The sequence below is a fragment of the Bradyrhizobium sp. CCBAU 11434 genome (assembly GCF_028128895.1).
GTDB classification, from domain to species: Bacteria; Pseudomonadota; Alphaproteobacteria; order Rhizobiales; family Xanthobacteraceae; genus Bradyrhizobium; species Bradyrhizobium zhengyangense.
This window is the reverse complement of sequence record NZ_LBJX01000098.1, coordinates 295,308-307,264: the sequence shown is the minus strand read 5'-3', so window position 1 is coordinate 307,264 and position 11,957 is coordinate 295,308. Positions and strand designations below refer to the sequence as shown.

21 protein-coding genes are annotated in these 11,957 nt (G+C 63.7%); 8 read left to right on the top strand and 13 right to left on the bottom strand.

What is annotated here, in order from left to right:
• Positions 1–77: 77 nt before the first annotated feature.
• Together XI06_RS30830 and XI06_RS30825 are read right to left on the bottom strand one after the other, a co-directional pair.
• A complete protein-coding gene (locus XI06_RS30830) occupies positions 78–362 on the bottom strand; it encodes a hypothetical protein (protein WP_188108359.1) in 285 nt (94 codons plus the stop codon).
• 239 nt (positions 363–601) lie between these two features.
• Complete coding sequence (locus XI06_RS30825) at positions 602–928, bottom strand: hypothetical protein (protein ID WP_237865840.1); 327 nt, start codon at positions 926–928, stop codon at positions 602–604.
• A 136-nt stretch (positions 929–1,064) separates the two neighbouring features.
• Here XI06_RS30825 and XI06_RS30820 point away from each other — a divergent pair, with 136 nt between their 5' ends.
• The 3 genes from XI06_RS30820 (at position 1,065) to bfr (ending at position 2,431) form a co-directional block, all read left to right on the top strand.
• Complete coding sequence (locus tag XI06_RS30820; RefSeq protein WP_237865841.1) at positions 1,065–1,370, top strand: hypothetical protein; 306 nt, start codon at positions 1,065–1,067, stop codon at positions 1,368–1,370.
• Between the two features lie 166 nt (positions 1,371–1,536).
• Positions 1,537–1,809 (top strand): (2Fe-2S)-binding protein, encoded by a 273-nt coding sequence (locus tag XI06_RS30815; protein WP_237871399.1) that lies wholly within the window; start codon positions 1,537–1,539, stop codon positions 1,807–1,809.
• A gap of 133 nt (positions 1,810–1,942) precedes the next feature.
• Positions 1,943–2,431, top strand: coding sequence for a bacterioferritin (gene bfr, locus XI06_RS30810; protein ID WP_011089420.1), 489 nt, complete (start codon positions 1,943–1,945; stop codon positions 2,429–2,431).
• Positions 2,432–2,507: 76 nt separating this feature from the next.
• On the opposite strand, the gene XI06_RS30805 is transcribed toward bfr, so the two are convergent.
• From XI06_RS30805 to XI06_RS30795, 3 genes are all read right to left on the bottom strand, one after another.
• Positions 2,508–3,110, bottom strand: coding sequence for an MSMEG_1061 family FMN-dependent PPOX-type flavoprotein (locus XI06_RS30805; RefSeq protein ID WP_237865843.1), 603 nt, complete (start codon positions 3,108–3,110; stop codon positions 2,508–2,510).
• 76 nt (positions 3,111–3,186) lie between these two features.
• Positions 3,187–3,531 (bottom strand): hypothetical protein, encoded by a 345-nt coding sequence (locus XI06_RS30800; protein WP_237865844.1) that lies wholly within the window; start codon positions 3,529–3,531, stop codon positions 3,187–3,189.
• Positions 3,532–3,673: 142 nt separating this feature from the next.
• Positions 3,674–4,735 carry an alpha/beta fold hydrolase gene (locus tag XI06_RS30795; RefSeq protein ID WP_237865845.1) on the bottom strand — a complete coding sequence of 354 codons (1,062 nt, stop codon included), beginning with the start codon at positions 4,733–4,735 and terminating at the stop codon, positions 3,674–3,676.
• Between the two features lie 126 nt (positions 4,736–4,861).
• On the opposite strand from XI06_RS30795, the gene XI06_RS30790 reads away from it, so the two are divergent.
• Both XI06_RS30790 and XI06_RS30785 read left to right on the top strand, forming a co-directional pair.
• A complete protein-coding gene (locus XI06_RS30790; protein ID WP_237865846.1) occupies positions 4,862–5,128 on the top strand; it encodes a DUF2277 domain-containing protein in 267 nt (88 codons plus the stop codon).
• Between the two features lie 97 nt (positions 5,129–5,225).
• A complete protein-coding gene (locus tag XI06_RS30785) occupies positions 5,226–5,441 on the top strand; it encodes a hypothetical protein (protein WP_237865847.1) in 216 nt (71 codons plus the stop codon).
• A gap of 9 nt (positions 5,442–5,450) precedes the next feature.
• Here XI06_RS30785 and XI06_RS30780 read toward each other — a convergent pair whose 3' ends face one another.
• The gene (locus tag XI06_RS30780) at positions 5,451–5,969 is read right to left on the bottom strand and encodes a collagen-like protein (RefSeq protein ID WP_237865848.1); all 519 of its coding nucleotides are present in this window, start codon (positions 5,967–5,969) and stop codon (positions 5,451–5,453) included.
• A 156-nt stretch (positions 5,970–6,125) separates the two neighbouring features.
• Between XI06_RS30780 and XI06_RS30775 the strand changes: the two genes are divergently transcribed.
• Positions 6,126–6,377, top strand: coding sequence for a hypothetical protein (locus XI06_RS30775; RefSeq protein ID WP_237871396.1), 252 nt, complete (start codon positions 6,126–6,128; stop codon positions 6,375–6,377).
• Here XI06_RS30775 and XI06_RS30770 read toward each other — a convergent pair.
• Positions 6,374–6,622 carry a helix-turn-helix domain-containing protein gene (locus XI06_RS30770; RefSeq protein WP_237865850.1) on the bottom strand — a complete coding sequence of 83 codons (249 nt, stop codon included), beginning with the start codon at positions 6,620–6,622 and terminating at the stop codon, positions 6,374–6,376. The genes XI06_RS30775 and XI06_RS30770 overlap by 4 nt on opposite strands.
• Before the next feature lie 211 nt (positions 6,623–6,833).
• A complete protein-coding gene (locus XI06_RS30765; RefSeq protein ID WP_237871394.1) occupies positions 6,834–7,601 on the bottom strand; it encodes an SDR family NAD(P)-dependent oxidoreductase in 768 nt (255 codons plus the stop codon).
• 111 nt (positions 7,602–7,712) lie between these two features.
• Here XI06_RS30765 and XI06_RS30760 point away from each other — a divergent pair, with 111 nt between their 5' ends.
• On the top strand, positions 7,713–8,198 hold the full coding sequence (locus XI06_RS30760) for a J domain-containing protein (RefSeq protein ID WP_237871392.1): 486 nt from the start codon (positions 7,713–7,715) through the stop codon (positions 8,196–8,198).
• Positions 8,199–8,204: 6 nt separating this feature from the next.
• On the opposite strand, the gene XI06_RS30755 is transcribed toward XI06_RS30760, so the two are convergent.
• The 4 genes from XI06_RS30755 to XI06_RS30740 form a co-directional block, all read right to left on the bottom strand.
• Complete coding sequence (locus XI06_RS30755; protein ID WP_237871390.1) at positions 8,205–8,843, bottom strand: hypothetical protein; 639 nt, start codon at positions 8,841–8,843, stop codon at positions 8,205–8,207.
• A gap of 92 nt (positions 8,844–8,935) precedes the next feature.
• Positions 8,936–9,190, bottom strand: a complete 255-nt coding sequence (locus tag XI06_RS30750) for a hypothetical protein (protein ID WP_237865854.1) — start codon at positions 9,188–9,190, stop codon at positions 8,936–8,938.
• 231 nt (positions 9,191–9,421) lie between these two features.
• On the bottom strand, positions 9,422–9,682 hold the full coding sequence (locus XI06_RS30745) for a hypothetical protein (RefSeq protein ID WP_237865855.1): 261 nt from the start codon (positions 9,680–9,682) through the stop codon (positions 9,422–9,424).
• A 145-nt stretch (positions 9,683–9,827) separates the two neighbouring features.
• The gene (locus tag XI06_RS30740; RefSeq protein ID WP_237871389.1) at positions 9,828–10,211 is read right to left on the bottom strand and encodes a RidA family protein; all 384 of its coding nucleotides are present in this window, start codon (positions 10,209–10,211) and stop codon (positions 9,828–9,830) included.
• Between the two features lie 462 nt (positions 10,212–10,673).
• Between XI06_RS30740 and XI06_RS30735 the strand changes: the two genes are divergently transcribed.
• Positions 10,674–11,108 carry a hypothetical protein gene (locus XI06_RS30735; protein WP_237865857.1) on the top strand — a complete coding sequence of 145 codons (435 nt, stop codon included), beginning with the start codon at positions 10,674–10,676 and terminating at the stop codon, positions 11,106–11,108.
• 144 nt (positions 11,109–11,252) lie between these two features.
• Here XI06_RS30735 and XI06_RS30730 read toward each other — a convergent pair whose 3' ends face one another.
• Positions 11,253–11,948 (bottom strand): glutathione S-transferase family protein, encoded by a 696-nt coding sequence (locus XI06_RS30730; protein ID WP_237865858.1) that lies wholly within the window; start codon positions 11,946–11,948, stop codon positions 11,253–11,255.
• Positions 11,949–11,957 lie beyond the last annotated feature (9 nt).

Here is an 11,957-nt window from a genome sequence, read left to right as displayed (position 1 = left end):
GCAACCAAAGAAAAAGCCCGGCCGATGGTCTCGGCCGGGCTTCGATCGCAGCGCTTGGTCAGCGCCGAGCGATCAGATCAGTAGCAAACGCGAACCGGGCGAATGACCCAGCCGTAGCCGTCCCAATAGCGTTGACGCTGCCAGTAGCAGGGCGGCGGGGGCGGGCCCGGCTCGGCGACGTAAACCGGACCACCATAGGCGGGACGGCTCGACGCGATGGCGCCGCCGATGATCGCGCCGCCGAGCAGGCCGGCAGCAATGCCGACGCCGACACCGTCATGGGCCTGGGCGGACGGCGTGGCGGTCACCAGCGAACCGGCGATCGTCGCAACCGTGAGGGCGGCAACAATAGTCTTCTTCATGCTCTTGGCTCTCCTGGGAGAAGGACGTCCCTTGTTAGGAGCGTCCGGGGTTCAAAGGTTCACGCACACGCTGATGGAATTGGCCTTGCAGCTAGGAAGCGCGCAAATGGTCAATCCACGGTAAACGCACACGGAGCTGTGACGAGAAAAAGCGGTCTTTTTCGGGCCTTGAGATGAACGGCGCATCCGTAGTGAACCGGCCCGACCGAAACCGCTCAAGCGATCCGGTCTAATGCGCCTCAGCCACAGACTCGGACGCGGCGGACGCGCCAGGCGTAGCCGTCCCAGAAGCGCTGCTTCTGCCAGACGCAGCCATTGCCGTAATAGTCGTCGGCGACGTAGCCGGGACCCGGCGCGTAATAACGGGGCGGATAGTAGCCGGGGCCATAGCCGTAACCCGGGCCAGGTCCGTAATAATACGGAGACGCCAGGGCGCCACCGACGATAGCGCCACCAATGATGCCGGCGGCGACGCCCGCCGCGACACCGCGCTGCGCATGAGCCGGCGTTCCAGCGGTCAGGACCAGGGTGGCGGCAGCAGCGACTGCCAATAGCGTCTTCTTCATCGGCTCGACCTTTCACAGGACCGCATAAACTCTTCGAGCCAAAGTTCCATATTTCGCTTGAATGATCAATGAACGGCGCGTTGGGCGGATGCGACCAATTGGTTGAGACAGAGGCTTGCAAGCCCGGGAGACAACGATGAACGCCCTGACCAATGCCCTGATCGCCCTCGGCGCCGTTGGCGTGGTGGGTTATGCCCTGATGACCCATCTGCAGAACCGCGCTCCGCGGCCGCGCGCCAGGACGGGTGGCGATGGCGGCGGCAGCGACAGCTATTCGGATACGACGAATGAGGGCTTCTCGCTGGGAAGCTGGTTCTCCAGCGACAGTTCCGGAAGCTCGACCGACAGCGGCAGCTGCTCCGCCAGCGATGGTGGCAGCAGTGGCGGAGATTGCGGAGGCGGTGGCGGTGGCGATGGTGGAGGCGGCGGGAGCAGCGATTAAGCCCGGTCCGGCATCTTCTTGATCCAGCGCAACTCGCTATTTTAGAGCCGTTCTAGGCTCTATCCAGGCCAGTTTGGAATAGCTTGAAATACCGGTTTTTCCTTTTGCATCCGGCCGGCCCCTTAAATATCGATGATGGCGCATCACCGAAGGGCCTACCGCTTCCATGATCGTTTGTTCCTGTAACGTGCTGAGCGATGACGACATCCGCGCCGCCGTCGCCGAGTCCGACGATGCTGTGCGTCATGCCAAGCAGGTCTATGGATGCCTCGGCTGCAGCGCCGAATGCGGTCGCTGCGCCCGAACGATCAAGACGATCATCGACGAAGCACTTGGCCCATGTGCGCAATCCTGCTGCGCCGGTTGCCCGCACAGCCACACAGTGGCTGCGAATGACGAGATCGCCGAACCCGCCCAGTTCGCCCTAGCCGCCTGCTGAATTCTTTTGCCATCTCATCTGAGCTTTTCCCTGGCCGCGTTCCGGTAGCCGGTTGCTCTCATGTTTGATCTCATTTAGAAGCATTCTAAAATCGGTGTAGCGCCGATTTGGACTGCAAGAGCTGGAGTGGACCATGCAGGGCGACGCAAAAGTCATCGACTATCTCAACAAGGCGCTGCGTCACGAACTGACTGCGATCAACCAGTACTGGCTGCACTATCGCTTTCTCGATAATTGGGGCCTGCTGGATATGGCCAAGGTCTGGCGCAAGGAGTCCATCGAGGAGATGGAGCACGCCGACAAGCTGACTGCGCGCATCCTTTTCTTCGACGGCTTCCCGAACATGCAGGTGCTCGATCCCCTGCGCATTGGCCAGAACGTCAAGGAGATCATCGAGTGCGATCTCGCCGCAGAGATGAGCGCACGGGCGCTTTACCAGGAAGCGGCGACCTACTGCCACGGCGTCAAGGACTACGTCACGCGTGACCTGTTCGAGAAGCTGATGAGCGACGAGGAGCACCACATCGACTTCCTCGAGACCCAGCTCGACCTGATCGGCCGTATCGGCCTCGAGCTCTACACCCAGAAGCACGTCGGCGGGCTCGAGGGCGAAGGGCATTAGGCTCCGACGTTAGTCACACAGTTGCGAGGCCGTCCCGGCTTTTGCGGGGACGGCCTTTTTCGTTCCAGGGCCCCAGCTACAGCTGCGCCTTGTAACGCTCTTCCACGATCTCCTGGCTCTCGGGCTCGCCAAGGCTGGTCTGATCGTGGATGACCTGGCTGATGCTCGGCATCACCGAGCGCGCCACCTTCTCCGGCGACCACAGCTTGGAGCGCATAAGAGCCTTGCCGCAGTGGAAATAGACTTCGCTGACGGCGACGTTCAGCACCGCGCGCGGCGGCTTGCCGAACTCCACCATCGCGGCGAGCAGATCCGGATCGGTCGAGAGCGTGCCGCGTCCCCCGACGCGCAGCGTCTCGTCGATCCCAGGCACGAAGAACAGCAGATGCACGAACCCCGAGCCCTCGACGACATTGCGAAAACTGTCGATGCGGTTGTTGCCGGCGCGGTCGGGCATGAGCAACTGGTTTGGGCCAGCGACATGGACGAAGCCGACGCCGCCACCGCGCGGTGAGGCATCGACGCTGCCGTCGAGTCCCGATGTCGCGAGCACGCAGAACGGCGACATCTCGATGAACTTCTTCGCATGCGCATCGATCGCGGGACGCGCTTTGGCGATCACGCGCGGGGTTGGCTTCGCATAGATGGTGGCGAGGTCTTCGGCGCAAAGGTAGGTCAACGGTGTGCCTCCGGATGAGCTCGGCGTCAAACTACTTGATTGCTTTACGTCCGCCAACGAATTCCATCTTGAGACGTCAGACCGCGTCGGCCGGTACGAAGCAGCTGATGATGATGGCGCCGCGGTGATGGACGTACCACACCACGGCTTGACCGACCGGATTGCCGCGATCACGGATGATGGCGCGCTCAGGCACCTCCATCCATTGTCCCTCGATCGGCACCCAGTAAGCACCTTTGCGCACGTCGTAGTCGGTGCGGTGGCCATCCGAAATGTCGCAGCAGGGTACGCCGTTCGGCGCGATCACGCTCTTGAACCACGCGCGGATGTCGGGCGGAACGCTGTCGTACTGACCATTGTCGAACGCGAGCGCGGTGCTCGTCATCGCGGCGAGCCAAACGCACAGCGCAAGCCTGTGCATGCAAATCCTCCTCATCGCGTTTTCGATTCGTATCGTTGATGCGATTAAGCCCGAGCCGCCGGCTCATTGCATGCTCAAATAATATGCGGCGCCGAGGCGCCGCATATGATGCGTTGCGATATCGAGGTTGCTCCGACGATGTCTACATCGTCCGCTGCGGTGCGGTTTGCAGCAATTGTCGGACCTGCTCGCTGTAGAATTTTGCGTTGCCGGTGGTGCCGTGGCCGCGCGTCTCGGTGCTCGCGGGGATGAGGTACAGCTTGCCGTTCTTGACCCGCTTCATCGCGGCATCCGTGATCCCTGTCTCGGGCGGATTGCGCTCGTCGTCGGCGGAATTGATCAGCAGCAGCGAGGCCTCGATAGCCTCGAGCTTCTCGGCAGCGTTGTAGTCATGTGAGGAGTCCCATTGATAGACGTAGTCGTTCGCGTCAGCAGTAATCGGCGTCGCCAGTCGCTCGTCGACGATCTTGTCGGCCTTCGCCGCGGTCGGCGCTTGTTGCTGATAGGCGAGCGTGCCGCCGATGCTGGCAATGCCATAGGCGGTGATCGCGTACTTCATCATCCGTGGCTGGCTGGTGTAGTTGCCGCCGTTGTAGTCGGGATCGTTCCTGATGGTGTCGAGCATGATCCGTCGCAGCATCCAGTTGCGTGACGCCATCTCGGTCGGTTGCGAGGCCATCGGTACCAGCGCGTCCATGTCCTTCGGATACTTCTCGCCCCACAGCCAAGTTTGCATGCCGCCCATGGAATTGCCGATCACGAGCCGCAGGTGCTTGACGCCGAGGCCTTCAGTCACGAGGCGATGCTGCGCCTCGACCATGTCGTCGTAATCGTATTTCGGAAAGCTCGTCTTCATGCCATCGGAGGGCTTCGACGATTTACCGTGGCCGATCGCATCTGGGAGGATGATGTAATATTTGGACGCGTCGAGTGGTTGGCCGGCGCCGAACAATTCGCCGGCGAAGGCTGGCGTCAGCATGCTTGCGCCCGAGCCGCCGGTGCCGTGCAGCACCAGCACCGGCTGTCCAGTCGGTTCGCCGACCGTGGTGTAATGCAGCTTCAGTTCCGGCATGACCTCGCCGGTGTGGAATTTGAAATCCCGCGCGACCCAATCGCCCTGCTTCGGCGCCGGGTAGTCCGCCGCGTATGCCGATGCGGAAACGGACAGCAGAATGGCCGACAGCGCTGCAAAATATGCTTTCATGTTCCTCTCCCCAGGCGGCTCATATCCGGCGGCCGCGTTGGCGTGGACCTTACCAGAAGAGGGCGGAACGATGTAGGATTTCGGCTCAGCCGATCGTCTTAAGGGGAAACCACCGGGAGAAACGGCATGTGCCGCAACATCAGGACGCTGTTCAATTTCGAGCCGCCGGCGACAGAGGAGGAGATCCACGCCAGTGCACTCCAGTTCGTTCGAAAGCTCTCCGGCTTCAACAAGCCGTCACAGGCCAACGAGGCGGCCTTCGACCGCGCGGTGGCGGAGGTTTCGGATGCTGCGCGAAGACTGCTGACCTCGCTGCACACCCACGCACCGGCGCGCGACCGAGAGGTCGAGGCGGAGAAAGCCAAGGAGCGTTCGCGGCTGCGCTTCGGTTAGAGGTTCCGCAAGGTCCCACCGTGACCTGCCTCACGGTGGCGTTGGCCGTGACGCGCGATGATGCCTGCCGGGGTTCTGACAACCCGGAGCAGGAACCATGAGCCGTCCCCTTCTTCCGCTGAAAGCAGGTGCCATCATATTCACGCTGTTGTGGACCGCGTGGATGATGTGGTGGAGCGGATCGTTCTCAAGCGCAAACGTGGTGATCCTGGCGGTTTGCGGCGCGGCAGTCGGCTATCTCTGGTACCGCGCCATGCGCTGGCAGTTCGAGCGCATGGGCATGGTGCCGCGGCGGGACGACCAGGCGCAGTAGCTGCGCCCGCTAGTCCTTGTGGCCGTGCTTCTTCTTTTTCTTCTTTCTCTTGGGCTCGTCGCCTTCGCCCTCGTCGCTCTCGTCATCCGAGGACGCATCTTCAGCCTCGTGCACTGCAGCTTCGAGCGCGGCGTGCTCGGCGGCCTCCTGCTCGCGCTGGCGGCGACGTTCATCCCAGGCGTCGAAGAGCTGATCTAGCCACGGCAGCACTTGTTCGATGGACGGTAATTGACCGGGAGGGCCTGGCTCGCCGCGCGGGCCCTGGGGGCCGGCTGGGCCCTGAGGTCCTGAGGAGCCCTGCGGTCCTGCGGCGCCCCGCGGACCGGCTTCGCCCGGCTTGCCCGGCAAACCAGCCTTGCCCTGTGCGCCTGCCTTTCCGGCCGGTCCCGGTTTACCCTGTGGTCCCGGCTTGCCGCGTGCACCGTCCGGGCCTCGCTTGCCCGGATGACCCTGCGGCCCCGGTCGCCCCGGTTCGCCCTGCCGCCCGCGCGGACCCTGTGGTCCCGGCCGTCCCTGATCGTCTGCCACGCCGCTACTCCCTCTTGGCAAGCTTGCTACTTAGCGGCGTTTGACGACAGCAGCAATTCCGCTCGGGCGTCGTGGCGGCTTGATCAACATCAATCGGCGCCGCAGGGCGCCGTGTCATTGATGACGCGCGGCCACAATCCTTGCGAGGAACGACCGATGCGTGCAGCCTGGAAAGTCTTCTGCCTGTCCGCGGTCGTTCTCGCAGCGACGCTCGGCCTTGCCCATCTGCTCGTGCCGGACGTCGTCCCGGTTGGCTATGCCGAGGAGCTGCAGCCGTCATGGGCTATACTGACGGCCTTCGCGCTGCGCGCCATCGCGTTGACCGCGGCCTGGGTCGCGATCATCACGGTGTCACTGCTTGTCGGCACGAAGCTGTACCGGACGCTCTCCGGCGCCGTCACGCGCTAGTCGTGATAGGCCGGCACCTCGATGCCGGAGGCGGCATAAATCCTGATTTTGTTGCGCAGCGTGCGCACCGACAGGCCGAGCACACGCGAGGCACGCGTGCGGTTGCCGTCGCAGCGCGCGAGCGTCTGCAGCACGAGCTCGCGCTCGACCTCGCCGACGGTCGCGCCGATCAACAGTGGAACGATCTCATTGGGTGCAAGGAATTGCGCGCCCTGCTCGGGCGCCGCGACATGAACAGTGGTCATCAACACACTCCCCGATCAACGCCCGCCTCCATCGTTGGAAGCGGATCGAGAACAAACGACCCCCAAGCCGTATATCCTAAGCCGTAGATCTACGGTGGGCGGGTTTGGTTAATCAAAGGTTAATTTCGATCTATCGCACGAGATGACCTTGGGAATGCCGCCGCGTTGCCGCGATTGGCACGAGATGCATAGCAACGCGGACCGATCTCACTCACACCGTGCGATATCCGCCGTCCACCATGACGATCGATCCTGTGACGAACGACGACAGGTCTGACGCAAGGAAGATCGCGGGGCCGACGATGTCCTCCGGCTTACCGGTACGTGCGAGCGGGGTGTGGTCGACGAAGGCCTGCACCAAAGCAGGATTGGTGGCGCGTACATGGGCATTGATGTTGGTCTCGATGAAGCCTGGCCCGATCGCGTTGACGCGCACGCCTTCCTTGCCGAGCTCGACCGCGAGCGCCTTGGTGAAGCCGAGCACGCCGTGTTTCGAAGTGGTGTAGGCGGCCGAGCTCGGCGTGCGCAGATGCACGAAAGACTGGATCGACGCGATATTGACGATGCGGCCCTTGGCTGCACGCAGCGGCGCGAGGAAAGCCTGCGTCGTGTTGAAGACGCCGTTGAGGTTGAGTGAGATGATGTCGTTCCAGTCCTTCGCCACCGCCTCGGTCTCCGCAGTGATGGCGTTGCGGCGGGTGATGCCGGCATTGTTGACGAGGATCGAGACCTGACCGACCTTTTCGGCGACCTGCTTGGCCAGGGCGAAGCAGTCGTCACGCCTGGTCACGTCGAGCGCAAAGCTCGTAGCCTTACCGCCGGCCTTGCTGATCTCTTCGGCGGCCTCCGCGACCGTGGCGGCGTTGACGTCGAGCAGCACCACTTGCGCGCCCTCACGGGCATAGCCGGCGGCGATCGCCCGGCCGATGCCGGAACCGGCGCCCGTGACGACAGCGATGTGGTTTGCGAGCAATGCCATGGCAATTTCCTCCCGGATTCGTTTCTAAGTTTCATGAAAGGCTAACCCGAAATTAAGGGGTCGGAAACGGCGGCCTTGGCATACTCGTCCGCGTTGCTAAACGTTGCGCGCATGATGGAACGACTCGAATCCTGGAAATTGGCGCTCGAGCGCCTGCGGTCGGCGGAATTTGCGGACTGGGCCGAGGCTGGCCGGCTGGTGGCCGAGATCGTGCGGATGAGCACGGATGCCACGCTGCGGCAGGCCGCCGAGCAAGCGCTCCCCGTGCTGCGTCAGGCCGCGGACAATGACGATCAGGGCGTGACGCTCGCCGCCCGGCGCCGCGTCCGCGTGATCCTCGATGTCGTCCATGATCTGACCGCGCCGCGCTTCGGCCGTCGCAACGCGGCGCCAAAGAAACTGTCGAGCGAGGATCGCGCCCGCAAGATGCTGGGCCTGCCGCTCGCAGTGCAGCTCACTTGCGAGGACATCAACCAGGCCTATCGTCGCGCCGCCAAGGGCATGCATCCCGACCAGGGCGGCAGCGCGCAGGCCTTCATCGACTTGTCGGCCGCCCGCGATGTCTTGATTCATCCCGGCGCGCACAAGGACGCCTGAGAGCGCTCAGCTCTTGTTGACGCAGCTCGGATAGGGCGCGGCTTCGCCTGAGACGATCGGGCAGAGATCGATCGGGTTGAGATCGCGTAGGCGCGTTTGCCAGCGCTCGTCGTTGACCGGCGGCTCGTCGCTTTCGGGGCCGCGCTCGGCCCATTGGATGGTGTAATAGTCGCTCGCGCCCTTGAGCGTGATCAGCAGCGCGGTCTCGCTGTGCCGCGTCGGGCCGCTGTCGATGCGACCGCAACCGATCACCGCGACAAAGCCCTCGAAGCGGCCGAACATGGTCGCGCCCAAAGGCCTTGCCGCAAAGCTGTCGGGGCAGGCCGATTTGAAGCCGCCGGCGATGGTGCCCGCGAACATCTCCGGCGAGCTGCCCGGCGTCAGCGTCATGCCCTTCTCGCCGGTGACCGTGATCATCTGCGTCCAGCGCTCGGGCGTCTCACCCTTGAGCACGGCTTCGCGGATGTAGTGGCCGCCCTTGGTGTTCTCGAACACGGCCGCGAAGTCAGACGGCATCGCGAAGGCGACGAGCTGGCCGAAGATCGGCGAGATCACGCGGAAGGATTGCGGGGCCTGCGCCGCAGCCGCAGCAGTGAGCAGAAGCGAAGCGGCGAGGGCGGCCAGCCGCGTGGTCCGTGCGCGCATCGACCTGCTCCTGTCGGCGAGGTGAAAAAACGACCGGGCAAGGATGCTAGCGTCGCATCCTTGCCCGGCCCTGTCGTCCGCCGATCGAAGTCTTACCAGCTGCAGTGACCGGCCTTGAGCGCGCTGTCCTTCATGACGAGCGCGTCGACGAAGGTCGGAACGCTCGCGCTGGCGCGATGATAGCCGGCGGGCCACGGCGTGGTCGGAATGCTCTCGTCCCAGATCTGGCAGAAGCCGCTGTCCTGCCAGCGGATCAGGTGATAACCGGCTTCGGCCGGGCTCGCAGCGACGAAAGCGGCAGCGGCGAGACCGGCGGCAGCGCAGAGCATGGAAATACGACGACGCATGGATCAGCTCCTCAAATTGAAAGATGTGATGCGCCTCCCGACAATGACGGGGAGGGGGTGCGGGGCGCTTCCTCAGCCTGCGCCCCGGACAAGAGGTGAGTAGTTCCGTGCGCTGATCAGGTTCAAAGCGAAAACGCGGGAAATCGCGGAATTCGCTTGCCAAAAGACCTGCCAAAAGAAGAGGGCGGGCTGCTCGCGCAACCCGCCCTCAAACAGAAACGGCCCGATGGCTCAGAGCGTGCAGCGACGCTCGCCACGCAGCTTGATCTGGAGGTCCGAGGCCTGGGTGAAAGTCGGGAACGGCTTGCTGACGACCTTGTAGGTCGAGACGCCCCACTGGGGCGGCTTGTACTGCAGGTCCTCGTTCCAGACCTGGCAGATACCCGTGTTGTCCCAGCGGATCACGTAATAGCCGACCTTCGCGGAGGCGGGCACTGCAAAGACGGAGCTGGCGATGCCGGCAACGGCACAAAGGGCGAAAACGCGACGCATGGAAAATCTCCTTGGTCTGGGCGGGTGATCCGAAAATTCGTGCGGTAAAAACAGCGGCTTTGCAAGCCGGGGAGCCCGCCTTCACGGATATGTCAGACCGGCGCGGCCACTTGGTTTGGCTGCGTGCCCTGCAAGACACACACGCTCACTTCGCCAGCGACGCCACCGCCTCGATCTCGATCAGCATTTTCGGATCGGGCAGCGCCTGCACCACGCAGGTGGTGCGTGCAGGGAACGGCGGCGGGCCGAACGCGCCGGCATAGAGCGCATTCATCGCGGCGACGTCAGTGGGGCGGGTCAGGAGCACGTTGACCTTGACGAGGTCGCGCGTCGTGGCGCCGGCCTCGTCCAGCACGCGCTTGATGTTGACGACGACGTTGGCGAACTGCGCCTCGAACCCGTCAGGCAGCGCGCCGTGGGTGTCGAAGCCCGGAATGCCCGACACGAACAGCAGGTCGCCGACACGGGTCGCGAAGGAGAGCGGCGGCGCCTTGACGTGCGGCGGGGCAGCGAAATGCTGGATCGGCATGGGAGCCTCCGAGGATGCGAGGTGAGTTGGACGAAGCGTAGCGGGATGGGCGGCCTGCTCCAACACAAAACGCGAAAACAACCCCATGCACAGTAGGACTGATGGGCGAAACGGAAATTCGGGAAGACAGAAATTTGGGTTGACCCGTCGGGCAAAACAGTGGCAGGATGGCATGATGGGGTGATGCGGGTGCGCGCGCCTTGCAGCCTCGAACTCCGCTGTCATCGCCCGGCTTGACCGGGCGATCCAGTACGCCGCGGCGGATGTGGTGAGAGCGAGCTCTTCGACGCTGGTCTCTCGAATACTGGATCGCCCGGTCGAGCCGGGCGATGACAGCTGAGTGTATGGCTGACGGCTCGCGCCTCACCCACCCCCCATCATGTTGCCGCCGCGATCGATCGGATAGATTGCGGCGTCTGATTCGCTTTTCCTCTCGAGAAAAATAGCCCCCGGAGACGCCCCATGAAGATTGCTTCCACCTTGCGTGCCGCGCTCGTCGCCATTGCCGCGCTGGCCGGCCTTTCGACCGCGGCGCAGGCCGACGGCGGCACCGTGGTGCTGACGATCTACAAGGCCGGCTGGATCATCGGCGGCTCCGGCGGCTCGGGCGTTTTGAACTTCCGCGGCCGCTCCTATGCGCTCTCGACCGGCGGGCTCGATTACGGCCTCGTCTTCGGCGGCTCCAAGACCGTGCTGCGCGGCCGCGTCTCCAACATCGTCAGGCCCTCCGACGTCGCCGGCGTCTATGGCGCCGCCGGTGCCGGCCTCGCCGTCGGCCGCGGCGCCCGCGCCATCGTGCTGACCAACCAGAAGGGCGCGGTGCTGGAGCTGTCGGGCACCCAGACCGGCCTGATGGCGAATGCGGATCTCTCCGGCCTCGCGATCACGATGCAGTAGAGCACGGTGCCGTAGGGCGCGGTGCCGTAGGGTGGGCAATGGCGCGCCCTTCGCGCGCCGTGCCCACGTTCTGCCGGATACGGAGAGAGAGCGTGGGCACGGCGCAAGAGCGCCTTTGCCCACCCTATGAGATCTCGAGCGCGTCTACGCTCCACTCACCATCCCATGCACCCGCTCGCAATGCGCGACGAGATTCTTGTGCGCATCGACGAACGCCTTCAGCGGTGTCGGGATCGGGAAGTAAAAGATATTCGCGATGAAGCCGTAGATGCCGGCATCTACGCTGGTGGGCCGCTCGCCCTCGACGAAACCGGACGCCGGCACGATCTCGGCCAGCACCTGCAGATCGGCAAGTCCCCGCGCATAAGCCTGCTCCGGCGTGTAGCGGCCGATGCCCTGGTAGTGATAGCGCTGTGCGTTGTAGGCCTTCGCCTTCTCGAAGCCTTCAGCATTGATCTGCTGATGCTGCGCGATGAAGCCGTCGCGAAACGCGGGGTAATAGCGCTCGTCCTTCCAGCGCGAATAGGACATCACCCAGTAGAGATCATCCAGCATGCGCGTGATGAGATGATGGCTGCGGCGCTGCGCCGGTGACAGCGCGGCATCGATGGTCAGGTGATATTTCGCGATCGCGTGCGCGATGATGGGTTCGCTGTCGCCGATGGTCTCGCCGTCGTCGACGACATAAGGCAGTTGCCCGCGCGGTGCCGCGGAGGCATCGAAGATGTGCTCGTGCACGAAGGGAACGCCGGCGAGCTTCAAGAAGGCGTAGACCTTGAGCCCGTAGCCGTTGTTGTCGGCGACGCCGAAGAGTTCCGGATACGAATAGAGTGTGAGCATGATGGCTCC

What these genes read in the sequence shown, in the direction of transcription:
- XI06_RS30830 (WP_188108359.1), bottom strand. Translation starts at nt 362, where the DNA reads ATGAAGAAGACTATTGTTGCCGCCCTCACGGTTGCGACGATCGCCGGT.
- XI06_RS30825 (WP_237865840.1), bottom strand. Translation starts at nt 928, where the DNA reads ATGAAGAAGACGCTATTGGCAGTCGCTGCTGCCGCCACCCTGGTCCTG.
- XI06_RS30820 (WP_237865841.1), top strand. Translation starts at nt 1,065, where the DNA reads ATGAACGCCCTGACCAATGCCCTGATCGCCCTCGGCGCCGTTGGCGTG.
- XI06_RS30815 (WP_237871399.1), top strand. Translation starts at nt 1,537, where the DNA reads ATGATCGTTTGTTCCTGTAACGTGCTGAGCGATGACGACATCCGCGCC.
- bfr (WP_011089420.1), top strand. Translation starts at nt 1,943, where the DNA reads ATGCAGGGCGACGCAAAAGTCATCGACTATCTCAACAAGGCGCTGCGT.
- XI06_RS30800 (WP_237865844.1), bottom strand. Translation starts at nt 3,531, where the DNA reads ATGCACAGGCTTGCGCTGTGCGTTTGGCTCGCCGCGATGACGAGCACC.
- XI06_RS30795 (WP_237865845.1), bottom strand. Translation starts at nt 4,735, where the DNA reads ATGAAAGCATATTTTGCAGCGCTGTCGGCCATTCTGCTGTCCGTTTCC.
- XI06_RS30790 (WP_237865846.1), top strand. Translation starts at nt 4,862, where the DNA reads ATGTGCCGCAACATCAGGACGCTGTTCAATTTCGAGCCGCCGGCGACA.
- XI06_RS30785 (WP_237865847.1), top strand. Translation starts at nt 5,226, where the DNA reads ATGAGCCGTCCCCTTCTTCCGCTGAAAGCAGGTGCCATCATATTCACG.
- XI06_RS30775 (WP_237871396.1), top strand. Translation starts at nt 6,126, where the DNA reads ATGCGTGCAGCCTGGAAAGTCTTCTGCCTGTCCGCGGTCGTTCTCGCA.
- XI06_RS30770 (WP_237865850.1), bottom strand. Translation starts at nt 6,622, where the DNA reads ATGACCACTGTTCATGTCGCGGCGCCCGAGCAGGGCGCGCAATTCCTT.
- XI06_RS30765 (WP_237871394.1), bottom strand. Translation starts at nt 7,601, where the DNA reads ATGGCATTGCTCGCAAACCACATCGCTGTCGTCACGGGCGCCGGTTCC.
- XI06_RS30760 (WP_237871392.1), top strand. Translation starts at nt 7,713, where the DNA reads ATGATGGAACGACTCGAATCCTGGAAATTGGCGCTCGAGCGCCTGCGG.
- XI06_RS30755 (WP_237871390.1), bottom strand. Translation starts at nt 8,843, where the DNA reads ATGCGCGCACGGACCACGCGGCTGGCCGCCCTCGCCGCTTCGCTTCTG.
- XI06_RS30750 (WP_237865854.1), bottom strand. Translation starts at nt 9,190, where the DNA reads ATGCGTCGTCGTATTTCCATGCTCTGCGCTGCCGCCGGTCTCGCCGCT.
- XI06_RS30745 (WP_237865855.1), bottom strand. Translation starts at nt 9,682, where the DNA reads ATGCGTCGCGTTTTCGCCCTTTGTGCCGTTGCCGGCATCGCCAGCTCC.
- XI06_RS30740 (WP_237871389.1), bottom strand. Translation starts at nt 10,211, where the DNA reads ATGCCGATCCAGCATTTCGCTGCCCCGCCGCACGTCAAGGCGCCGCCG.
- XI06_RS30735 (WP_237865857.1), top strand. Translation starts at nt 10,674, where the DNA reads ATGAAGATTGCTTCCACCTTGCGTGCCGCGCTCGTCGCCATTGCCGCG.
- XI06_RS30730 (WP_237865858.1), bottom strand. Translation starts at nt 11,948, where the DNA reads ATGCTCACACTCTATTCGTATCCGGAACTCTTCGGCGTCGCCGACAAC.